The sequence below is a fragment of the Streptomyces sp. H27-H1 genome, assembly GCF_026627445.1.
GTDB lineage: Bacteria > Actinomycetota > Actinomycetes > Streptomycetales > Streptomycetaceae > Streptomyces.
In genome coordinates this window covers 44304-64418 of the sequence record NZ_JAPNLJ010000024.1, presented here as the reverse complement: position 1 = coordinate 64418, position 20115 = coordinate 44304, and the positions used below count along the sequence as shown (strand labels likewise).

Below are 20115 nucleotides of genomic sequence, written 5' to 3'. Positions count from 1 at the left end.
GAGCCCTCGATGAGCGACAACACCACCCCCGCCACCTTGCCGACCGTGCTCATCGGCGCCGGCCCCGTCGGCCTGGCCGCCGCCGCCCACCTCGTCGAACGCGGCCTGACGCCTCTGGTCCTGGAGGCAGGCCCGAGCGCGGGCACCGCGACCCGCGACTGGTCCCACGTACGGCTGTTCTCCACCTGGGCCGAGGTCACCGACCCGGCCGCCGAGAAGCTCCTCGCCCCGACCGGCTGGGTCAAGCCCGACGGCGCCACGTACCCGACGGGCGGCGACTGGGCGGAGAAGTACCTCCAGCCCCTGGCCGACGTACTCGGCGAGCAGGTCCGCTACAACGCGACGGTCACCGGTGTCTCCCGCGCCGGCCGCGACCGCGTCGTGGACGCCGACCGCGACGCCCAGCCCTTCACCATCCACCTCACCACCGCCGACGGCCGCGAGGAACGGATCTTCGCCGCCGCCGTCATCGACGCCTCCGGCACCTGGTCGACCCCGAGCCCCATCGGCGGCGACGGCCTCCCCGCCCTCGGCGAGCGGACGGCAGCGAACCGCATCTCCTACCGCGTCCCCAACCTCAAGGACCCGGCCCAGCGTGCCCGGTACGCGGGCAAGCGCATCGCCGTCATCGGCTCCGGCGCCTCCGCGTTCACGGCCCTCGCCTACCTGGCCGACCTCGCCAAGGACGAGCCCGGCACGCACGCCGTCTGGATCCTGCGGCGCGGCATCAGCGGCTCCACCTTCGGTGGCGGCGCAGCCGACCAGCTGCCCGCCCGCGGCGCCCTCGGCCTCGCCGCCAAGGCCGCCGTCGACAACGGATACGCTGACGCGGTCACCGGCTTCCGCACCCAGGAAGTCGAGCAGGAAGCCGACGGCCGCCTGGTCCTCGTCGGCGAGGACGGCCAGCGGCTGGACCCGGTTGACGAGGTCATCGGCCTCACCGGCTTCCGCCCCGACCTCAGCTTCCTGTCCGAGCTCCGCCTCGGCCTCGACGAGCGCCTCCAGGCACCCACCGAGCTGGCCCCGCTGATCGACCCCAACCAGCACTCCTGCGGCACCGTCTACCCGCACGGCGTGGGCGAGCTCTCCCACCCGGAGAAGGACGTCTACCTCGTCGGCATGAAGTCCTACGGCCGCGCCCCCACCTTCCTCGCCATGACCGGCTACGAGCAGGTCCGCTCCATCGCCGCAGCCCTCGCCGGCGACCAGGAAGCGGCGGAGCGCGTCGAACTCACCCTCCCCGAGACCGGAGTGTGCGGTGGCGCCGGCCTCTTCGACCAGCCCGAAGCGGCCGAGGACAAGGGTGGCGGCTGCTGCGCCGCACCCGCCCCGGCCGCGCTGCAGACCGGCGTCGGCGCCCCCCTCTCCTCCGGCGGCTGCTGACCACCGTGGCCCACACCCAGGCCGGCGAGGCCGCGACCGGATCGGGGTACCGGTCGCGGCCTCGCGCTGTACTTCCCGCGTTGTGCGCGACGCAGATCACCAGCTGGGGCGTCGTCTACTACGCCTTCCCCGTCCTCAACCCGACGATCACCGCCGGCACCGGCTGGTCCCCACTCGCGACCACCGCGGCCTTTTCGCTTGCCCTGGTCGTCTCAGGTGTGGCCGGGATCCCCATAGGACGCATGCTCGATGCCCGGGGCCCCCGCGCGGTCATGACCGGCGGCTCCGTCCTCGCTGCCGTGGCTCTCGTCGCCGTCGCCGGCGCACCCAACCTCTACGCCTTCGCCGCAGCCTGGGTCTTGGCCGGCATCTCCATGGCCGCGACCTTCTACCATCCCGCCTTCGCCGCCCTCACCCGCTGGTGGGGCGAGGACCGCATCCGCGCCCTCACCATCGTCACCCTCGCCGGCGGACTCGCCTCCACGGTCTTCGCACCCCTGACCGCCGTCCTCGCAGAGCACCTCTCCTGGCGCGCCACCTACCTGGTACTCGCCGCGATCCTCGCTGTCATCACCATCCCGGCACACGCCATCGCCCTCAAGGCCCCTTGGCCACCCGCCCCTTCGCCTCAGCTCGCACATCACGCAGGCGGAGCGGCGGCGACGGCCCGTAGCCGCCCGTTCCTCCTGTTGGCCGCCGCCCTCACCCTCTCCGGCTTCGCCATGTACTCCGTCGTCATGGGCCTCGTCCCGCTCCTGACCGAACGCGGTGCGTCAACCACCCAGGCAGCCTGGGCGCTCGGCCTCGGCGGCGCGGGCCAGACTCTCGGCCGCACCCTGTACGCGACCCTCGCCCGCGGCACCACCGTCACCACCCGCACCACGGCACTCCTCGCCGCAGGCGGCGCCACCACCGCCGCGCTGGCCCTCGTACCCGGCCCGCTGACGGCACTCACCCTGATCGCCGTGGCGGCCGGGCTGATCCGCGGCAACCTCACCCTTCTCCAGGCCACCGCCGTCACCGACCGCTGGGGAACCACCCACTACGGCCGCCTCTCCGCCCTCCTCGGCGCCCCCGCCACGATCACCGCCGCCCTCGCCCCCTTCGCGGGTGCGGCACTCTCCGGCCCCATGGGCGGCTACCCCTCCCTCTTCCTGCTTCTGTCCGCCCTCTCCGCCATGGCCGCCCTGCTCGCCCTCGGCGCCCGCCCGGCAGCCCAATGAAGGTCAGCCCGTGATGCGGGGCTGCCCGCTCACGGGACTCATCTCCTTGGCTCAGCCGTACAGCGCCCAGAGAGGACCTGCACGACGAGACCCTTTGACCGGAGAGCCACTCGCCCTCACACGCAGAGCCCGGCCAGGCTCTGTCATGTCCCGCCCGATGCGACCTCGAGGCTCGCAGGGAGGGGGAGACAGCCCCGTGTCTGAGGCGGGTTGCTGTTTCCGCTGCCGCCACGCCCGCCCTACTTTGACGGCACAACGGATTCGCGCGGGCCGGCAGCACTGCCGCTTTCCTGACGTTACGTCACTCACATAGAGCATTTTTTCTGACTTGTACCCAATTGCTGTGAAATATGCGTGACTGTCCTCGCGTGACGGCGTATCACTACCTCGGGCAGGAAGCCGCTCTCGAAGTCCCCGCTCGGGGGGAGCCTGCGCGTCGGCGCAGGTATGGGCTTGCGGCCCTGCGTAGCCATCGTCGCGGGCGCTCGGGAACCTCCTCCGGGAGGACCTGAGACCCGAAGCAACAAGAAAGGTCCTGCTGTGACATTGGATGTCATCCGGTCGGGTCCACCCGACAGAAGGCCTCGACGCAATCTGTTCAAACGGGGAGCCCTTGTCCTGCTCCCCGCAGCGATCCTGGCGGCGGCAGCCCTGGCCCCGAACCTCGCTCACGCCCTGGAAGCTCCCGTGGGACTGGGGACCGCCACCAATTACGCGGTCCTGGCCGGTTCAACGGTCACCAACACGGGCCCCTCCACCATCAACGGAGATCTGGGGCTCCATCCGGGCACATCGGTAACCGGCTTTCCGCCCGGCATCGTCAACGGAACGCAGCACGTCACCGACGCCGCAGCCGCTCAGGCGAAGTCCGACCTCGTCGTCGCCTACAACGACGCGGCAAGCCGGGGACCCGGCACCGCCACTTCCGCCGATATCGGCGGACAAACGCTGGCGCCCGGCGTCTACACGGCCTCGTCGACACTGAACATCACCGGAACGGTCACTCTCGACGGCCAGAACAAACCCGATGCCGTCTTCATCTTCCAGATCCCCTCGACCCTGATCACGGCTCCGGCGAGCGTCGTGGCCTTCATCAACGGGGCAAATGCCTGCAACGTGTTCTGGCAGGTGGGCAGCTCCGCCACCATCGACACGACCTCCCAGTTCAAGGGCAACATCCTGGCCCTGACGTCCATCACGCTGAACACGGGCGCCGTGCTCGAAGGCCGTGCCCTGGCGCGTAATGGCGCGGTCACGCTGGACACCAACACCATCACGAGGGCGGCCTGCGCCGTTGGCCCGCCTGGGCCTCCTGGGCCGACCGGCTCGCCTGGGCCGACCGGCTCGCCTGGTCCGACCGGTGCTCCGGGCCCGACCGGCTCGCCTGGTCCGACCGGTGCTCCGGGCTCTGACGGCAGCCCCGGTGCCCCGGGCTCCCCTGGTGCTCCCGGCCCGACCGGTGCCCCCGGCCCGACCGGCGCTCCTGGCGCTCCCGGCTCCGACGGCAGCCCTGGTGCTCCCGGCCCGACCGGTGCCCCCGGCCCGACCGGCGCTCCTGGCGCTCCCGGCTCCGACGGCAGCCCTGGTGCTCCCGGCCCGACCGGTGCCCCCGGCCCGACCGGTGCTCCTGGCGCTCCCGGCTCCGACGGCAGCCCTGGTGCCCCCGGTGCCCCCGGTTCCCCAGGCCCGACCGGTGCTCCTGGCCCCGTCGGGTCCGCTGGCCCGACCGGTGCTCCTGGCCCCGTCGGCTCCGCTGGCCCCGTCGGCTCCGCTGGACCGGCTGGACCGGCTGGACCCGCTGGACCCGCTGGTCCCGCCGGACCGGCCGGACCCAAGGGGCCTCGCGGCGACAAGGGTGAAAAGGGTGACTCGGGCGATCACGACCACGGTCACGACCACGGCCACGACGACGGTCACGACGACGAGGGCGACCACGGTCACGACGACGAGGGCGACCACGGCCACGACCACGGCAAGCCCGGACACGGTCACGACGAGGGCAAGCCCGGACACGGTCACGACCAGGGCAAGCCCGGGCACGGCCACGACGGCTCCGACCAGGGCAAGCCCCCGTGGGCCGACCTCCTGCAAGGCGGTTCCGGCGATGCTCCGGGCCACGCCGGTCCCGGGCGCACCGCCAAGAACGTCAACTTCACCCCCGTGAACGCCGCCACCGGCCTGCAGCCGAAGGGGGCGACGTCGGCCCTCGCGGCGACCGACTCGAGCAACGAGGGCGGCATCATGGCCGCCACTTCGGCCGCGCTGGCATTCGTCGGAGGCTCGGCCTTCTTCGCCATGAGGCGGATCCGGCGAGGTGCGGCAACCCGACAGGACTAGCCCTTCGCAGGTAAGGGCTGACGCTCGATCAGTCACATAGGCCGTCCGGTCCGCCGTTCGGCAGCTGAGCCCCTGGGCACATCGTCCGGGGGCTCAGCGGAGCTCATGGGCTCGGCAGGGACAGCGCGCGGGCGTCTGGCCACGATTCTGGGTCGGCGTACGCCCTGATGGCTTCCTTGATGTATTGCCGGGTACCGTCCGGGCTCAGCGCCTGGGCCTGTAAGTGCGCATACATGTCGCTGTAGCGTCCCACGTCGGATCGTTTCTCCAGATAGAGGTCGCTGGTGAACCTCTCCAGATACACCACGCTCACATCGGTGGTGTCGGCGAACTCGAGCAGCGAGAACTGTCCCGAGACGCCTGGGTGCGCACCCGCTTCGTGGGGGAGAACCTGCAGGGTGATGTGCGGCTGGGCGCTGAGGTGGATCAGATGGTCCAGCTGCTCGCGCATGACCTCGCGGCTGCCCACGACGCGCCACAACGCCGATTCGTCCAGCACGGCCCACAGGCGCAGCGGGTTGCCCGGGGTGCGCAGCCGGTCCTGGCGCCGCATCCGCACCTGAAGGCGGGTGCCGGCCTGCTCGGCAGTGGCGTGAGGGATCGTTCCTGCGATGACCGCCCGTGCATAGGCGGGGGTCTGCAGCAGGCCCGGGACCACGAGGGGCTCGTAGAAGCGGATCGCGGCCGCCTCGGCCTCCAGGCCGATGTAGGCGCCGTACGGGATGTCGTCGTAGGCATTCCACCAGCCCGGCCGACCCGATTCCCTGGCCATCTGCATAAGATCGTCAACGCGCCGCTGATCCCGGACTCCGTACAGCTCGCAGAGATCTCGCACATCGCGCGGCTTGATGAGTCGGCGGCCGTTCTCCAGCAGACTGATCTTGGGCTGGGAGATCAGCAGGCGTGCCGCCACCTGTTGTGTCGTCATACCGCTGACCTCCCGGAGCCGACGCAGCTCCGCCCCCAGTCGGCGTCTGCTGATGGTGGGGTTGACAGTGATGCCCACGGGGCGCGTACCTCCGCTTCAAGAACCTTGCGCTGGCGAGCAGATTGTCACGGCCAGAGCAGCTGAATCCGCCTTGGCCACCGTGTCGTGCAGGGTGATTCGGAGCGGTGCGGCGGCGCCGGCTGCCGCCCTGGGTTGTCCGCCCGTGCGAGGTCGGCACACGTCTCCGGCGTCGCCGGCCCGAGGAGCAGGCGGCTTTGCGGCGGCACGACGTGGACTTGGCGAACACACCCTCCCGACCCAGTCGGGCGCCACCCTCGGGCAATGCCGCTCCGGACAGGCTCCTAGCATGGACTCATGGTTGCCAGTAATGCCCAGCAGCACGTGTCAGGACGGGAAGTAGTGCCCCGGGACGACGCCGAAGCCGGCCATGTTGTCTCCGCACCGACGGATGGAGGAAGCGGGGGCTCCCAGCCCGCCGCCGACCTGTTCGAGCGAGCAGCCGATCTGGTGGAGCCGATCAAGCCGAAGCTACGGGGCTGGCTCCACGCCGGCATGGTCCCCGCCTCCCTGGCCGCGGGCATCGTCCTCATCGGTCTGGCAGGCACACCGCAGGCCACTGTGGCTTGCACCGTGTACGCCGTCACCGCCTGGATGCTGTTCGGGACGAGCGCCGTCTACCACCTCGGCACTTGGGGACCGCTCGGCGAGGCCGTCCTGCGCCGCCTCGACCACGCCAACATCTTCCTGATCATCGCCGGCACCTGCACCCCGCTGGCCGTGCTCCTTCTCGCCCCTGACCAGCGGTCCGTCCTCCTGTGGATCGTGTGGACGGGCGCTCTGGCCGGCATCGCCTTCCGCGTCCTGTGGATCGGAGCGCCCCGCTGGCTGTACACGCCCTGCTACTTGGCCCTGGGCTGGGCACCGGTGCGCTACCTGCCCGATTTCCTGCACAGCGGCGGCGCGGTCGTACTCACCCTGATCGTGACGGGCGGGCTGCTCTACAGCGCGGGCGCGGTCGTGTACGCCCTCCAGCGCCCCGACCCCTCACCCCGCTGGTTCGGCTACCACGAGGTGTTCCACGCCCTGACCGTGGCAGCGTTCGCCGCGCACTACATCGCCGTCTTCCTCTCTGCCTACTGAGCACGACGACGTGTCGATGCTTGCCCGCCCATATTTGTGCTGCCGGTGAGTTGCCGACCGGCTTCGAGTCAGGGCGTGGGCGGGCGGCGGAGGGAGACGTAGTAGTCGCCGACCGCGGACAGGTAGGTGTGGTCGGCTGTTTCGCTGTCGGTGATGAATCGGGGCGCGGCCTTGATCTCTTCCTGCGTAGCCGAGACCTTCACCGCCTGCGCTGCTGCATCGATGTGGGTGATGGCCCCGGCCGGGATCAGGACGCTCCTGCCGAACACCCACACGCCGGTGTCGACCACCAGATGCTGCCTGCCCGGCTGGTCCTGTTGGCGGTCCACGTGCCCGATGGCACCGTCAGCGGCTTCCATGGTGAATCCCACCAGTGACTGGCCGGACGTATAACCGCTGTCCTGCGCGTACATCCACACTCCGCTCACAGACCCTCTCCTCGTCGTCGGCGACCGGGCGTGGTGCCTCGGTGCACCACCGGTTCGCGTCTGCCCGACCACCTGCCCCGGTGCCTGCTGCGCAACCGAGTCCGCAGAGGATTCCGGGCGTGCGCGCCAGGGCGGACCTCGCAGAAGCCCCGGCGCCCGAGTACCACTGCGTCCGGAGTCCGAGTTGCGGCGAGAAGGACGACGAGGCCGCAGGGGGGCGAACGTTGCCCTCTGGGCCGGTGTGGCGGGCGCAGCGAGGGCATTCGGGTCCGGCTTGCGGTGTCGAAGGGTGGCGGCAAGGGGAGAGGCCGAAGAGGCCGCGCGCCTGCCCACCCCCGTCACCTCGGGAATGCTTCAAGATCGAGAGCCCGCCGATGCCGACGGGTGCGATCACCTCAGGCCGATGCCGATGGAGCGGAGGATTCGCCGGCGCGGCGGTATTCGGCGTTGATTCGCTGGGCTTCTTCGAGCTGGTCTTCCAGGATGATGATCCGGCAGGCGGAGTCGATCGGGGTTCCGTGGTCGACGAGTTCGCGGGCGCGGGCGGCGATGCGCAGCTGGTAGCGGGAGTAGCGGCGGTGGCCGCCGTCCGAGCGCAGCGGGGTGATGAGGCGGGCCTCGCCCAGGGCACGGAGGAATCCTTGGGTGGTGCCGAGCATCGCGGCGGCCCGGCCCATGGTGTAAGCGGGGTAGTCGTCGTCATCGAGACGGCCGAACGAATCATCTGCTGTCATTGCACCTCTTTCTGGAACGCGTGGAGGGGCCCTGGTGCCTATGGCACCAGGGCCCCGAAGGAACTACTACACCATCTGCCGGCCCTGATACTGCGCCGGCCTTCTGTGTCCGCAGACCCGAGTCATACGTGATCGGGGTGCGGGGATCGCGGTTGCTTGACCGGAGACCACCTCACTAACGATGTCCTGCGGTACCCGGGCTTCTACCTGCCGACCCGGGCGATCCTGATGGCGCTAAGCTCCTCCGTTCTTCCCTCGGTGATCAATTGCTTACCAAGCGGGGGACTGCGTAATGCTGGTGATGCTCACTGCTCTACTGCGTACCGCTTGCAATGCTCGCGGCCTGACCTGGCGCCGCTTCGGCAGCCAGCCCCGTCGCCTGTCCTGCGTCTGCTCTGGCTTGGAACCCCACTGCCGAACTTCCTGGTGGCCGCGCCTGCACTCGACGCCTTCACCAAGGTGCTGCTCACTGACTTCACTGCCGGGTACTGCAACTACGAGAACTGCACTTACAGGTACTGCCACTGCGTTCACTGCGAACTGCTCGTGGTGGCCCCTGATCACTGCGGGCCACCCGGTCCGGTCGTCAGTCCCGTCGCCGTCCTGCAAAGCTCTGGCTTCGAAACTCCACCACCGCACCGTTCCGCGCACTGCTTTTACCACTCGTGGCCTGACCTGGCACCACGTTTCGGCAGCCAGCCCCGTCGCCCATCGTGCGTCTGCTCTGGCTTGGAACCCCACTGCCGAACTTCCCGGTGCGCGCGCCCGCAGCCGACGCCTTCACCAAGGTGCTGCTCACTCTGACTTCACTGCTGGGTACTGCTCGTGGTGGCCCCTGATCACTGCGGGCCACCCGGTCCGGTCGTCAGTCCCGTCGCCGTCCTGCAAAGCTCTGGCTTCGAAACTCCACCACCGCACCGTCCTGCGCACTGCAACTACGGGGACTGCGTGTACTGCTGCCCGGCAGTTCATCTCTGCCAGGCCCTGCTGTCTCTCTGGCTACGAGAGAAACCATAACCATGGCACCACCCAATGTCTACTCCAGCCAGGACAGATTTTTGAGTGCGTGTCTCGGAGGTAATCGCGTCCTGTCGGATTGAGCAGCTATCGGCCAGGGCACAACGACCGGGCAGGCAAGGCCGGACACCAACAACAGACCAGGAGCGCGCGATGACCACCATGAGCGCCGAGCGCACAGTCCTTCGTCCTCTGGCCGCCGTCGCCGAGGCGCGCCAGGCCGCCCGGTCCTTCCTCGGAGCCCTCGGGCAGCCGACCATCGCCCCGGAATGCGCCGACACCGTGATCCTGGTCGTCTCCGAGCTCGTCACCAACGCCCTGCGTCACGGCGGCGGCGCCTACGCGCTTCGCCTGGCCGCGCACCCCGACACCGTTGAGGTTTGCGTCGAGGACTCCAGTCCCCACCCGCCGCTCATGCGTACGCCCGACCTCGTCGACGGCACCGGCGGGTTCGGCTGGCACATGGTCAACGACCTCGCCCACGCCACCGTCGTCACGCCCACGCCCGAAGGCGGAAAGACCGTACGCGCACTCCTCCCCCGCCGGACCCGCGAATAGCCGCGGCCCGCGGGGTACGCGGAAGGGCCCGACCGGCGTGCCGGTCGGGCCCTCTTCGCTGTTCGGGTGGCGGCGCGCGCCGGGCGCCCACCGGTCAGGCGGTCACGGGGGTGCCGAGCATGGCGGAGGCCCGCTGGAGGGGGCTGAGTACGCGTGTGGCCACGGTGGTTCGGGGAAGGGCTCCGCGGCAGGTGAAGCCGAGCTGGGTCATGGCGCGGAGGACTTCGCCGGCACTGAAGTCGCGGCGGTCCTGGCGGGTGAGGACCTGCCCGACCTGCTTGACGGGGTAGGTGCGGCGGCCGATGATCACGGACTCGCCGAGGACCTGCTCAGGCTTGATGCCCTTCATGGACTCCAGGACGCCCGTCTTGGTCAGGTCGAACGGGAATCGGGCGATGACACAGCGCATGTTGCCTCACAGAGAGAAGAGGAGAACGGTCCGACCATGGTGAGGTGGTTCAGCGGGCGAGGGCGAGGATGCCCAGAGCGCTGCCTTGTTCATCGACGACGGGCAGGGCGGCGAGCTTGCGGTAGCGCATCGCGTGCTCGGCCTCGGCCATCGTGGTCATGGGTGAGGTGAACGGCCCACGGTCGCCGAGGACATCGCGCAGACGGAGCCGGTCGGTGTACGCGGCGCTGTCGCGGATGGCGCTGAGCCGCTCCCGGGTGATCAGTCCGGTGCAGAGGCCGTCCTGGTCGCAGACGAGCAGATGGTCCGTGCGGGAACTGGCCGTGACGGCCAGGGCCACCTCGACGGTCATGTCGTCGCAGACCTGCGGACCGGCCGCCTTCATGGCGTCGTCCACCGTCCGGTGCGTGAGGTCGGCATGCGCGGAGCGGGGCTGCATCTGAACCAGCGTCAAAAGGTGCCTCCTGCAGAGATGGGTCAGTGTCCTGATCACCTGGGTTCTCAGGCCGCCGCATCGAAGGCGGACTGCCGCGCGCTCGCGCGCCGGGCGGCCGAGGCGGGCCCGCGCCGGCCGCGGGAGGCCGTGCTGCGCTTGGGCCGCTCGGACACCGGTGCGGTGATGGTGACCGGGATGCCGGAGGGTGCCTGGGCGCCGGTGATGCGGTTCAGGGCCTCGTCACCCGAGCGGACCTGGGTGGTCTGCGGGGTGATGCCCGCGGCCGTCATCAGGCGGGCCATCTCGCGGCGCTGGTTGGGGGTGACCAGGGTGACGACGCTGCCGGACTCGCCGGCGCGGGCGGTGCGTCCGCCGCGGTGCAGGTAGTCCTTGGGGTCGGTCGGCGGGTCGACGTTGACGACGAGGTCCAGGTTGTCGACGTGGATGCCGCGGGCCGCCACGTTGGTGGCGACCAGGACGGTGACGTGGCCGGTCTTGAACTGGGCCAGGGTCCGGGTGCGCTGCGGCTGGGACTTCCCGCCGTGCAGGGCCGCGGCGCGGACCCCGTTGTCGAGGAGGTCCTGGGTGAGGCGGTCGACGGCGTGCTTGGTGTCGAGGAACATGATCACCCGGCCTTCGCGGGCGGCGATCTCGGTGGTCGTCCGCTGCTTGTCGGCGCCGTGGACGTGCAGCACGTGGTGCTCCATCGTGGTGACGGCGCCGGCCGAGGGGTCGACCGAGTGCACGACGGGGTCGGTCAGGTAGCGGCGCACCAGCAGGTCGACGTTGCGGTCCAGGGTGGCGGAGAACAGCATCCGCTGGCCTTCGGGACGCACCTGGTCGAGCAGGGCGGTGACCTGGGGCATGAAGCCCATGTCGGCCATCTGGTCGGCCTCGTCGAGGACGGTGATCGCGACCTGGTTCAGGCGGCAGTCACCACGGTCGATGAGGTCCTTGAGGCGGCCGGGCGTGGCTACGACCACTTCGGCTCCGGCGCGCAGTGCGGCGGCCTGGCGGTAGATCGGCATGCCGCCGACCACGGTGGCCAGGCGCAGCTTGACCGCCCGGGCGTAGGGGGTGAGGGCGGCGGTGACCTGCTGGGCGAGCTCACGCGTCGGTACGAGGACCAGCGCGAGCGGTTGACCCGACTCGGCGCTCTGGCCGGCGGTACGGGCCAGCAGGGCGAGGCCGAAGGCGAGGGTCTTGCCGGAGCCGGTGCGGCCGCGGCCGAGGACGTCGCGGCCCGCGAGGGTGTTGGGCAGCGTGGCGGCCTGGATCGGGAACGGCGTGGCCATGCCCTCACGGGTGAGCGTGGCGAGCAGCTGGGCCGGCATGGCGAGGTCGGCGAAGGCCTCGACGGCGGGCAGCGCGGGGGTGATGGTCTTCGGCAGTGCGAACTCGCCCTGGATCGCGGCGGGCCGGCGGCCGTATCCGCCCGAGCGGCTCGGGCCACCGGAACGGCTCGGGGCTCCGGAACGGCTCGGCGCTCCGGAACGGCTCTCGGCCGACGAGCCGAAGCGGCTGCCCCGGCCCGAAGCAGCGCCGGTACCGAAAGCGGGACCGCCGGTGCGGCTGCGGGTGCGGGAGGAGCGGTCGTTCGTACGTGTGGGGTTCATGCGGAACCTTCCTTGATACGGCACGTATCAAGGAATTCCCGCAGCGTAGGAGCGGCGCAGGGAATTGCGAGAACGGGCCGAATGGAATGCGAAAGCGGATCTGGCGGACAGAGAGAATCTGTACCGGGCTCAGGCGCTGGAATAAGATGGCGTCACGTGGACGCGACAACCAAGGCAATTGACTCGGGTGCAGCCCCGAGAGGGCCGGTGGGCCGAGTGTCTCGACGCTCACTACCGCGGGTGAACGCACCGCGGGAAATGCGTGCAGCTGGGGCCCGCACCCCGAGGGATGCGGGCCCCAGCTGCAGAATGCGTGTCAGCGCTTAGGCGGGAACGATGTTCTCGGCCGTCGGGCCCTTCTGGCCCTGCGCGATGTCGAAGGTGACCTTCTGGCCCTCGTTCAGCTCGCGGAAGCCCTGGGCGGCGATGTTCGAGTAGTGGGCGAACACGTCAGCGCCGCCACCCTCCTGCTCGATGAAGCCGAAACCCTTTTCCGCGTTGAACCACTTCACGGTACCAGCAGCCATGTCATATCTCCTTTGGGGCAATACAGCAGCGTCTGCACTGTGCGGACGCCGTGTCGCCGCGATGATGCCCCGCCCGGTAAATGACCGGGAAATACAAAGCGCTTCCAGTGGAACGAATTCCGGCTGGAGGCGCTTGAAGTTCTTGGGTACCAAAACTGCAACCGAGATCGACAGTAGCACGCTGCAGTGGCTTGCGCGCGGTGGATATTTCCGTCGGCTGTGTTGCGGTAGAAACTCTCTCCGCTGGATCCATTAAATTCTTAAGCCGCGGCGACAGATATTGATTCGCCCCCAGCGCACGTTTCTACGTGCCCGCCGCCGGCTCCGGCATGCGGTGTCTGACCGATGCATCGTTCCGGGACTCGATCGTGTTCGACGGTATCGACGACGTGGACGGCGCGGCGGTGACGGCTGCGTTCGGCACGGTCGAGGTGGTGGCGAGAGGCCGACCGTCCGGGGCGGAGTGTCCGGACCGCGGCCGCTCTTCGGACCGGGTGCACTGGGTCTTTCATTCCGTGTCCGGCAGCCAGGCGTTGTCATTCTCGTTGTACCAGTAGCTGTGGCCGGCGTTCAGGGCGACCGTGCGGAACGGGCGGCCGTGGTCGTCGATGCGGGTGGTGCCCTTGCGGTCGCCACTGCTCCAGGCCAGCTCCAGGTACCAGCTGACGTCCTGACCGAGTGTGGCGGCGTCGATGTTCAGCACCTGGGGGTCTGAGGCGGAGACCTTGTACGGGAAGTCGGTCGAGGCCGTCAGCCGCTCGCCCTCCTTGCCAGGTACGGACCTGGCCCTCGGGGAGGCGTCGTCCAGGTCCACGGCGAAGGACGCCGGCACCAGCGCGCCGCCGCAACCGGCGCCCATGGTGTACGCGTTCCAGCCGGGAGCCTTGCGGCCGCTCACGACATGGACGTACAGCGCGTGCAGGACCGCGGCCTTGCCCTCGGTGCCCTGGACGGTCAGCTGCATGCGCAGGTGCCCCGCCGGGACGGCATGCAGGGCCCGGGCCCACCCTTCGGTCGCCTGCCCGGCGGGGGGCGGGGGGACCGTGCCGGGTGCCTTGTCCAGGGCGAACCACTGGTCGCAGGGGCTGTCCCAGTTGTCGGGCAGGACGTTGACCGTGAACGGGGCGGCGGGGGAGGCCCCCTCCTTGGCGGTGGCCGGCGAGGTGGACGCGGACGTTGCCGAGGTGGACGCGGACGTTGCCGGAGGGGACGACGGTCCGGGGCTGGACGGGGGTGCGGAATCCGCTGTGGGCGTGGGTGACGACGACCCGCCGGACGGCAAGGCCGGGCCCGCCGCCGCCCGCTCGCGCGAGGACGGCTGGGCGGCGCCGCGGCGCGTGTCCCCGTGACCCGTATCTCCCATGGCGGAGACGGCGGCGGCGGTCCCCGCCACCGCGGCGGTGGCCAGGGCGGCCGCAAGGGCGAGCAGCAGCCGAGGACGCCGGGCCCCCGGTACGGAGGTCCGGGCGGGGCCCGGCTGGATGAGGGCGGCGGGGGCGTGGGGTGCCTCCGTTGCCGGTGCAGGGGCGGGGGCCTCCGCCGGTGCCGGCGCGGGAGCGGGGGTAGGCGCCGGGGCGGGTGCCTCCGCAGCGGCAGGTCCGGGCGCCGGGGCGGACCCGGCCGCGGACGCCGGTCCCGGTGCGGGGTCGGTCTCCGCCTGCGGCCGGACCTCCGAAGCCTCCCCAGCCACCACCGCCGATGCGGGCGGCCCCTCCGTCACCCCCCGCCGCCGCTCCACCAGCGCCAGCAACCACTGCCGGTGCAGCGCGATCAGTTCGTCGGCCGAGGCACCGCAGACTCGGGCGAACCGCTCCACCGGGGCGTATTCCGTGGGCACCGCCGCGCCGCTGCAATAGCGGTGCAGCGTCGAGTTGCTGGAGTGCAGACGCTTCGCGAGCGTGCCGTAGCTGCGCCCCGAGCGCTCTTTGAATCCGCGCATCAGCTCCGCGAACCGCTCCGTCTCCGTGGCCATTCCACCCTCCCCCTCATCCCGGAAGCACGTTCCAGGCTCGCCCGATCGCCCAGGTGAGAAGGGTCGGGAGCGTTCCAGGGTTCCTACTATCCCGGCCCAGACGCCACTGGAACAAAACCGGCCCCACTGTTGCGTCATCAGCCCGTCGGTCCGCCGATCGGATCGGCGGTCGGATTCGGCGGTCGCAACGGGAGGGTCCCCACCCGCCCCACCGGCCGCCCTCGGCCGCCTGCGGCAGCAGCCGACCGGAACAGCAGCCCCACCCAACGTCTCGTCAGGCGGGAAGCGGAAGCCTCCGCCTGACGACCGCACCGACACGGAGAGTTCCCCATGCGCACCTACCGACTCCGCACCACCGCCCTGGCCACCGCCACCGCCGGCCTCGCTCTGGCCCTGACCGCCTGCGGCGGCTCGGACAGCGCCGGCGGGCCGACCGCGAACCCCGCCGCGACCAAGAGCGCGGACAAGCAGGTCTCGACCGGGACCGTGACGCCGTCCGGGAAGGGCGCCTCCGCCGCCCCGTCCGCCGGCGAGGTCACGGGAACCGGCACGGCCACCACCACCCCGGCGAAGGCCGGTTCGGGCGCTAAGGGCACGGAGGGCACCACCGGTGACTCCTACGCCTACACCCACCCCTGCTCGGCCCGCAACCTGACCGTCAAAGTCACTTCCCCGACGGGCACTCCGGCCACCGTCCGCGTCATCACCGTGACCAACAACGGTTCCAGCTCCTGCGGTCTGGACTACTTCCCCGCCGTCGGCTTCAGCGCCAAGGGCGGCGCGCTCGGTCTCCAGGCCGCTGCCCCCGGTGGTCTGGGCGGCGCCCCGGCGTACCCGGTGCACCCCGGCGCCACCGCGTACGCGGCCGTGGACCTCAACCCGTCGGGTGGCAACGGCCCCGTGGCCGATGAGGTCAACGTCCTGGCCGACAAGGAGCACATGCCGAACGCGGACGGCGTCAGCCTCCAGCTGGCCAAGCCGGGCAGCGTCGCCAACCCGAAGGTCGGCCTGTACCGCACCAACACCCGCGACGCGCTGAGCGCCTTCTGAACGGAGTTCCGGGGCCGCGGCCCCGGCCGTCCCACGGGGTGTGTCGCCTGGCGGGTCAACTGTCCTGGGCGAGGAAACGCTGGACAACTGCCTCGCCGAACTCAGGGCAGTCCGAGTCGAGCTCAAGCCCCTGGAGCGTGAGTTGGCTCAGCTCCGGGGCAAGCTCGACAAGCTGCACCAGCGCCGGGACGAAATAGTCCGGCGGTTCGGCGGGTACGAGAAGGCCACTGCGGACCGACTCGCGAGGTACGCCGGTCCAGCTCGCCGTACCGGCGGTCGTGTTCGAGGGGCTTCATGGACATGTGCGTGCGGCCCTACAGGTAGAACGGGCCGTCCGCCGAATTGGCCGTGTCGATGTTCAGTACGGTCTTGACGTCGAACGAGAGGATCAGGCCCACCCCCTTGCCGAGGGCGGAAGTGACCGTGCCGAGGATGTTCTTGGGGTCCTTGGGCTTGGCCAGGTCCTCGACGATCTCCTTGGCGGCCTTCAGCATGGCGCGCTCGAGCTCGTCATTGACGTCGCGGTTCAGATCGACGGCGGCTTCCGCGTACTCGCGCAGGATGGTGGCCATGTTGTCGGCCGTGTCTTTCAGTACGGACAGCACGGGCTCGCTGTTCGTGGGGAGGCGGGGCGTGCCGCGGCCGGAGTCGGCGGTATGCGCCCACTGGTAGCCGTGCCGCTGCTGTCCCCATGACGTGCCGCCCCACAGGGCGCCGCAGAAGGTCCGCATGGCGGCTTCCCAGTCGGCCTGCTGGTGGTTGGTGATGGTGCCGACGGCCTGGGTGGGCTGGTCCGTCACCACCGTCGCCGTGACGGAGATGTCCATCCAGCTGTGGCACAGGGAGTTGAGGTAGTGCTGCTGCGGGAAGGGGTGGACGTCCGCCACCCTGCCGACCCGGAACACGTGCTTGCACAGCGGCTGGAGGGGGTCCCGGACGATCTCGGGGATGCCTTCCATCAGGCTGCGCAGGATGTCGTCGCCGCCGTCGTCGTCACCCCACTTATGTCGGGTACCGGGTCGAAGTTCGGGGCCTTGTCGATGACCGTGGGCCGCGGGCGCTGCTCGGCCGTCTTACCCGGCTGGGGATGGGCCGCCGCGTCCGCCTTGGTGTCGGCGTTGGCCGTCTCGGTGAACCCGACGGCGACGCCGCCGACGCTGAACACGGAACGGCCCCAGACCTCCAGCCAGCGGTCGCCGATCTTCTTGTACGTCTGGGCGAACCTCTGGGCCTCGGTGCCGGCGCCTCCGGCGTCGGGGTACTGGCCCAACTCGTCCAGCAATTTGTTGGCGCCGCGCACCAGGAGGTCCTGCTGCGAGGCGATCCGTCCGGAGACCCACCAGAGGTCGGTCGGCTTGACGTCGATGGTGCCGCTCCCGCCCGGCGACGGCGTGGGGGAGGGCGTGGGGGAAGGGCCGGCCATCAGGCGCTGCCTCCCCACCCCTGGAGGACGGACCTGTTGGCGGCGGCGTAGTTGAGGTGTCCCTGGACCACGACCTCGTGGAGCCAGGCTTGTGCGGCCTTGAGGTCGTCGGCGGAGCGACTCCACGTGTCCAGCTCGTCGATGAAGGCCTCCCGGGCCTCGCCGTCCCAGCCCAGGACGGCTTTGGCGGCCCGGTCGTACAGCGTCTCCAACTTCTCGTTGAGGACACGGAGGATCTCCTCCAGGTCTCCCGAAGGCGTTGCAGGGTCGCGAAGTCGACGGTGATCCGGTCTTCGTCCGGCATGGCGCTGATCCCGCCGTGTTCAGATGTCCAGAAGGCGACTCGTCGGCCGGACGGCGTCCGGCGCGGCCGCCGGGCCGGGCACGGTGAGGGCGCGGGCCGCGGCGGACACGTCCTCGCGCTGCTACGACCGGCGGAACGAGGCCAGCACCTCCAGCTCCTGCTCGGTGAAGGCGTCGCGCGAGGCGCGCATGGCCGCTTCGAGGAGGACCACCACCTTGCGGATGCGCACGGCGTCTTCCGCGACCCCGCGGTGCAGGGAGCGGTACGCGGTGGCAGTGGGCCCCTGTCAGCCCGCGGCGATCTTGTCGACGACCCCGTCCATGCTGCGGATCTGCTGCTCCAGATAGCGCTGCATCTCGTCGAGGTCGTTCGCCAGCCCGGTGAGGCCGTCCTCCGAGACGCCCAGATCGGCGTTCTGCATTCTGAGCCCCCGCCCATCGCTCCGTCGTACGAGTATCTCCACGTACGGGCGTTCATAGTATTGAGTGGGGTCCTGTAGATCAGAGGTGGGAGTTCCGGAGAGCCGGGACAACGACGAAGGCCCAGGTCGTTGACCTGGGCCTTCTTGCAAGAGCGGATGACGGGAATCGAACCCGCGCTATAAGCTTGGGAATCACCCGGCACTTGGGCCGCTACTTGGCATCTGACCTGCGGAAACGGTCGCCACTGGTTCGCTTCGGAGCGTTCCGGCGAGTCCGTTGGCGACCGCTGTTTACCGCCCCTACTGGCACGTTGTGGCACGGCCGCGGCCGCCGATCTGCCCGTAGCGCAACGCGCGGCCTTCGCCGCGGGGCCGGAGTCTCAGCACGTTCGGCTCCGGTCCACGTCGTAGTCGCTGATCAGCCATTGGTTTCCAACGAGCATGGCCTTGGCGGTGACCGGCTTTCGCCGGGGCTCCGTGGAGTCCTGCCGGATGGCCGACTTCCCCGTGGCCGTGTAGACGGTGTCGGAACCGGTGGTGTCGTGGCAGTCCGAGACGACGGCGGTCTTCGGATCCCCGACCAGGTCGAGCGCTGTCACCTTGGGATCGTGCGCGCTCCGGCCGATAACTTTGAGTCCTCGCTGCTTGTACCAGGCGAGAGCCATGCTAACGCCGACGGCAGCCTTGTCCCGCGCGTACTTCTGCAGTTCGGCGTTGTCGAGCTCACCGGTCTCGAAGGCCTTGGACGTGACGGAATCAAGGCCCTGGTAGGCGGAGAGGATCTGTTCCTTGGCCGCTTCCTCCGCCGACTTCACCGGCTCGGCAAGCGGCTTGGGGGACACGGTGGGGGCTGCTTGTGCCGCCCCCTCAGCACCCTTCTGGGAGCAGCCCACCGAGACGAGCAGTAGAGAAGCAAGGGCCAGGGCCCCGATTCCCCTGCGAAGTCCGTTCCTGCACAAGTTGTCTGATGCCACGTCAAATCCTTTGCCTGGACGCCTTTGCCATCCTGCCCCATCGATGGCGAACGCACCTTCGAGGGTCACTCGCGACATCAGTCGCTCAGGTCGGTGCCGTTCGCCAGCCGACGTCTGGCCCGGGGAATCCCGTGTGGCGATCGGCATCCGGCGCGCGGCATCGAGCGGCAGAAGGAGGTGGCCGGCGGGCTGGACGGGATGGTGCGGGCCGCGCGGCAGAAGGCCGCAGAACAGGCCTTGCAGGAGTCAAGTGGTGCGCAAGTGGTGCGGGGCTCCTGAGCAGGTCTAGATGACAACGAAGCCCCAGGTCGCTGACCTGGGGCTTCGTAGAAGAGCGGATGACGGGAATCGAACCCGCGCTATAAGCTTGGGAATCACCCGGCACTTGGCACCCGACGTGCTTCTGACCTGCGGAAACGTTTCACATCGGGCGTGTTGTCGGGCTCTCGAATGCGCCTCTGTTGAACGCTGTTTACCGCCTTGACTGGCACGTAGCGGCACGCGCCCTTTCTGGCCGTGTCGGTGGGTGCTCAGCCTGCTGCGCCAGCGGTGACGGGCAGATCGCTCAGGCGCCATTCGAGCATGCCGTCGGCCAGTCGCAGCGCTTTGTGGCCGCGGTGGTTGAGCAGGCGGACGGCGTCGTGGGCCAGGACGCAGTTGGCGCCTCGGCAGTAGGCGACGATTTCAGTGCCGACGGGGAGTTCGGCCAGGCGCGCTTCGAGTTCCCCCAAGGGGATGGAGAGGGCGCCGGGGATGTGGCCTGCCGTGTATTCCTCGGCGGGGCGCACGTCGATGACGGTGGCGGTGCCGGCCGCGACGCGTTCGAGTAGTTCCTCGCGGGTGAGGTGATCGGTGTCGGCGGGGCCGAGGTAGGCGGTGCGGGCGGCCTCCACGGCGGCGAGATGGGTGCGGCCGACCTGTTGGAGCAGCGCGTACAGGGAGGCGACGTCGCCTCCGGCGAGCCGGTAGTGGATGCGTACTCCTTGGCGGCGTGTAGCGACCAGGCCGGCCTGCTTGAGGGTCTGCAGGTGTGCGGAGCAGGTCGTCAGGCCCAGCCCTGCCGCTTTGGCGAGGGCGTCGACACTGCGCTCGCCCTGGGCGAGCAGGTCCAGCAGTTCAAGGCGCTTGCCGCTGGCCAGCGCCTTGCCGGTGAGTGCGAGCGTCTCGTACAGGGCGGCCTTGCGTGTGGGGTCTCCCATGGCTTCCTCCATCAA

General features: G+C 70.0%; 20 protein-coding genes. 6 read left to right on the top strand and 14 right to left on the bottom strand.

Annotated elements, in window-relative coordinates:
- The first annotated feature begins 9 nt into the window (after positions 1-9).
- The 3 genes from OTB20_RS24710 (at position 10) to OTB20_RS24700 (ending at position 4943) form a co-directional block, all read left to right on the top strand.
- Positions 10-1383: an NAD(P)-binding domain-containing protein gene (locus OTB20_RS24710; protein WP_267820722.1), complete on the top strand. Its 1374-nt coding sequence runs from the start codon at positions 10-12 to the stop codon at positions 1381-1383.
- Positions 1380-2606, top strand: coding sequence for an MFS transporter (locus tag OTB20_RS24705; RefSeq protein ID WP_420716482.1), 1227 nt, complete (start codon positions 1380-1382; stop codon positions 2604-2606). The genes OTB20_RS24710 and OTB20_RS24705 overlap by 4 nt, the downstream gene beginning before the upstream one ends.
- A gap of 687 nt (positions 2607-3293) precedes the next feature.
- On the top strand, positions 3294-4943 hold the full coding sequence (locus OTB20_RS24700) for an ice-binding family protein (protein ID WP_267820720.1): 1650 nt from the start codon (positions 3294-3296) through the stop codon (positions 4941-4943).
- A 103-nt stretch (positions 4944-5046) separates the two neighbouring features.
- Here OTB20_RS24700 and OTB20_RS24695 read toward each other — a convergent pair whose 3' ends face one another.
- Positions 5047-5949 carry a helix-turn-helix domain-containing protein gene (locus OTB20_RS24695; protein ID WP_267820718.1) on the bottom strand — a complete coding sequence of 301 codons (903 nt, stop codon included), beginning with the start codon at positions 5947-5949 and terminating at the stop codon, positions 5047-5049.
- A gap of 297 nt (positions 5950-6246) precedes the next feature.
- On the opposite strand from OTB20_RS24695, the gene trhA reads away from it, so the two are divergent.
- Positions 6247-7032 carry a PAQR family membrane homeostasis protein TrhA gene (gene trhA / locus OTB20_RS24690; protein WP_267820716.1) on the top strand — a complete coding sequence of 262 codons (786 nt, stop codon included), beginning with the start codon at positions 6247-6249 and terminating at the stop codon, positions 7030-7032.
- Positions 7033-7100: 68 nt separating this feature from the next.
- Here trhA and OTB20_RS24685 read toward each other — a convergent pair whose 3' ends face one another.
- Both OTB20_RS24685 and OTB20_RS24680 read right to left on the bottom strand, forming a co-directional pair.
- Positions 7101-7445, bottom strand: coding sequence for a PRC-barrel domain containing protein (locus tag OTB20_RS24685; RefSeq protein WP_420716480.1), 345 nt, complete (start codon positions 7443-7445; stop codon positions 7101-7103).
- 410 nt (positions 7446-7855) lie between these two features.
- Positions 7856-8194, bottom strand: a complete 339-nt coding sequence (locus OTB20_RS24680) for a MerR family transcriptional regulator (RefSeq protein WP_267820712.1) — start codon at positions 8192-8194, stop codon at positions 7856-7858.
- 1170 nt (positions 8195-9364) lie between these two features.
- On the opposite strand from OTB20_RS24680, the gene OTB20_RS24675 reads away from it, so the two are divergent.
- Positions 9365-9769, top strand: coding sequence for an ATP-binding protein (locus OTB20_RS24675; protein WP_267820710.1), 405 nt, complete (start codon positions 9365-9367; stop codon positions 9767-9769).
- A 94-nt stretch (positions 9770-9863) separates the two neighbouring features.
- Here the strand turns inward: OTB20_RS24675 and OTB20_RS24670 are convergent, their stop codons facing one another.
- The 5 genes from OTB20_RS24670 to OTB20_RS24650 form a co-directional block, all read right to left on the bottom strand.
- Positions 9864-10178 (bottom strand): SCO5918 family protein, encoded by a 315-nt coding sequence (locus OTB20_RS24670; RefSeq protein WP_267820709.1) that lies wholly within the window; start codon positions 10176-10178, stop codon positions 9864-9866.
- Between the two features lie 49 nt (positions 10179-10227).
- A complete protein-coding gene (locus OTB20_RS24665; RefSeq protein WP_267820708.1) occupies positions 10228-10632 on the bottom strand; it encodes a CBS domain-containing protein in 405 nt (134 codons plus the stop codon).
- Positions 10633-10679: 47 nt separating this feature from the next.
- Positions 10680-12230 (bottom strand): DEAD/DEAH box helicase, encoded by a 1551-nt coding sequence (locus OTB20_RS24660; protein ID WP_267820706.1) that lies wholly within the window; start codon positions 12228-12230, stop codon positions 10680-10682.
- Between the two features lie 323 nt (positions 12231-12553).
- Positions 12554-12757: a cold-shock protein gene (locus OTB20_RS24655; RefSeq protein ID WP_030873616.1), complete on the bottom strand. Its 204-nt coding sequence runs from the start codon at positions 12755-12757 to the stop codon at positions 12554-12556.
- Positions 12758-13265: 508 nt separating this feature from the next.
- The gene (locus OTB20_RS24650; RefSeq protein ID WP_267820705.1) at positions 13266-14729 is read right to left on the bottom strand and encodes a helix-turn-helix domain-containing protein; all 1464 of its coding nucleotides are present in this window, start codon (positions 14727-14729) and stop codon (positions 13266-13268) included.
- A 330-nt stretch (positions 14730-15059) separates the two neighbouring features.
- Here OTB20_RS24650 and OTB20_RS24645 point away from each other — a divergent pair, with 330 nt between their 5' ends.
- Positions 15060-15779, top strand: coding sequence for a DUF4232 domain-containing protein (locus OTB20_RS24645; protein ID WP_267820704.1), 720 nt, complete (start codon positions 15060-15062; stop codon positions 15777-15779).
- A gap of 314 nt (positions 15780-16093) precedes the next feature.
- On the opposite strand, the gene OTB20_RS24640 is transcribed toward OTB20_RS24645, so the two are convergent.
- The 6 genes from OTB20_RS24640 to OTB20_RS24615 all read right to left on the bottom strand — a co-directional run bounded on the left by OTB20_RS24640 (position 16094) and on the right by OTB20_RS24615 (position 20100).
- A complete protein-coding gene (locus OTB20_RS24640; protein ID WP_267820702.1) occupies positions 16094-16738 on the bottom strand; it encodes a hypothetical protein in 645 nt (214 codons plus the stop codon).
- On the bottom strand, positions 16738-17202 hold the full coding sequence (locus tag OTB20_RS24635) for a hypothetical protein (RefSeq protein WP_267820700.1): 465 nt from the start codon (positions 17200-17202) through the stop codon (positions 16738-16740). The genes OTB20_RS24640 and OTB20_RS24635 overlap by 1 nt, the downstream gene beginning before the upstream one ends.
- Complete coding sequence (locus OTB20_RS24630) at positions 17202-17414, bottom strand: hypothetical protein (protein ID WP_324290414.1); 213 nt, start codon at positions 17412-17414, stop codon at positions 17202-17204. Before OTB20_RS24630 ends, OTB20_RS24635 begins: the two co-directional genes overlap by 1 nt.
- 378 nt (positions 17415-17792) lie before the next feature.
- Positions 17793-17927, bottom strand: a complete 135-nt coding sequence (locus tag OTB20_RS24625) for a hypothetical protein (RefSeq protein WP_267820698.1) — start codon at positions 17925-17927, stop codon at positions 17793-17795.
- Positions 17928-18307: 380 nt separating this feature from the next.
- Positions 18308-18769, bottom strand: a complete 462-nt coding sequence (locus tag OTB20_RS24620; protein WP_267820696.1) for a hypothetical protein — start codon at positions 18767-18769, stop codon at positions 18308-18310.
- 662 nt (positions 18770-19431) lie between these two features.
- Positions 19432-20100, bottom strand: coding sequence for an ArsR/SmtB family transcription factor (locus OTB20_RS24615; protein ID WP_267820694.1), 669 nt, complete (start codon positions 20098-20100; stop codon positions 19432-19434).
- Positions 20101-20115: the final 15 nt, after the last annotated feature.

Coding starts and splice junctions, on each gene's coding strand:
- OTB20_RS24710 (WP_267820722.1), top strand. CDS start 10: ATGAGCGACAACACCACCCCCGCCACCTTGCCGACCGTGCTCATCGGC.
- trhA (WP_267820716.1), top strand. CDS start 6,247: ATGGTTGCCAGTAATGCCCAGCAGCACGTGTCAGGACGGGAAGTAGTG.
- OTB20_RS24685 (WP_420716480.1), bottom strand. CDS start 7,445: ATGTACGCGCAGGACAGCGGTTATACGTCCGGCCAGTCACTGGTGGGA.
- OTB20_RS24680 (WP_267820712.1), bottom strand. CDS start 8,194: ATGACAGCAGATGATTCGTTCGGCCGTCTCGATGACGACGACTACCCC.
- OTB20_RS24675 (WP_267820710.1), top strand. CDS start 9,365: ATGACCACCATGAGCGCCGAGCGCACAGTCCTTCGTCCTCTGGCCGCC.
- OTB20_RS24670 (WP_267820709.1), bottom strand. CDS start 10,178: ATGCGCTGTGTCATCGCCCGATTCCCGTTCGACCTGACCAAGACGGGC.
- OTB20_RS24660 (WP_267820706.1), bottom strand. CDS start 12,230: ATGAACCCCACACGTACGAACGACCGCTCCTCCCGCACCCGCAGCCGC.
- OTB20_RS24655 (WP_030873616.1), bottom strand. CDS start 12,757: ATGGCTGCTGGTACCGTGAAGTGGTTCAACGCGGAAAAGGGTTTCGGC.
- OTB20_RS24650 (WP_267820705.1), bottom strand. CDS start 14,729: ATGGCCACGGAGACGGAGCGGTTCGCGGAGCTGATGCGCGGATTCAAA.
- OTB20_RS24645 (WP_267820704.1), top strand. CDS start 15,060: ATGCGCACCTACCGACTCCGCACCACCGCCCTGGCCACCGCCACCGCC.
- OTB20_RS24640 (WP_267820702.1), bottom strand. CDS start 16,738: ATGGAAGGCATCCCCGAGATCGTCCGGGACCCCCTCCAGCCGCTGTGC.
- OTB20_RS24635 (WP_267820700.1), bottom strand. CDS start 17,202: ATGGCCGGCCCTTCCCCCACGCCCTCCCCCACGCCGTCGCCGGGCGGG.
- OTB20_RS24625 (WP_267820698.1), bottom strand. CDS start 17,927: ATGCAGAACGCCGATCTGGGCGTCTCGGAGGACGGCCTCACCGGGCTG.
- OTB20_RS24615 (WP_267820694.1), bottom strand. CDS start 20,100: ATGGGAGACCCCACACGCAAGGCCGCCCTGTACGAGACGCTCGCACTC.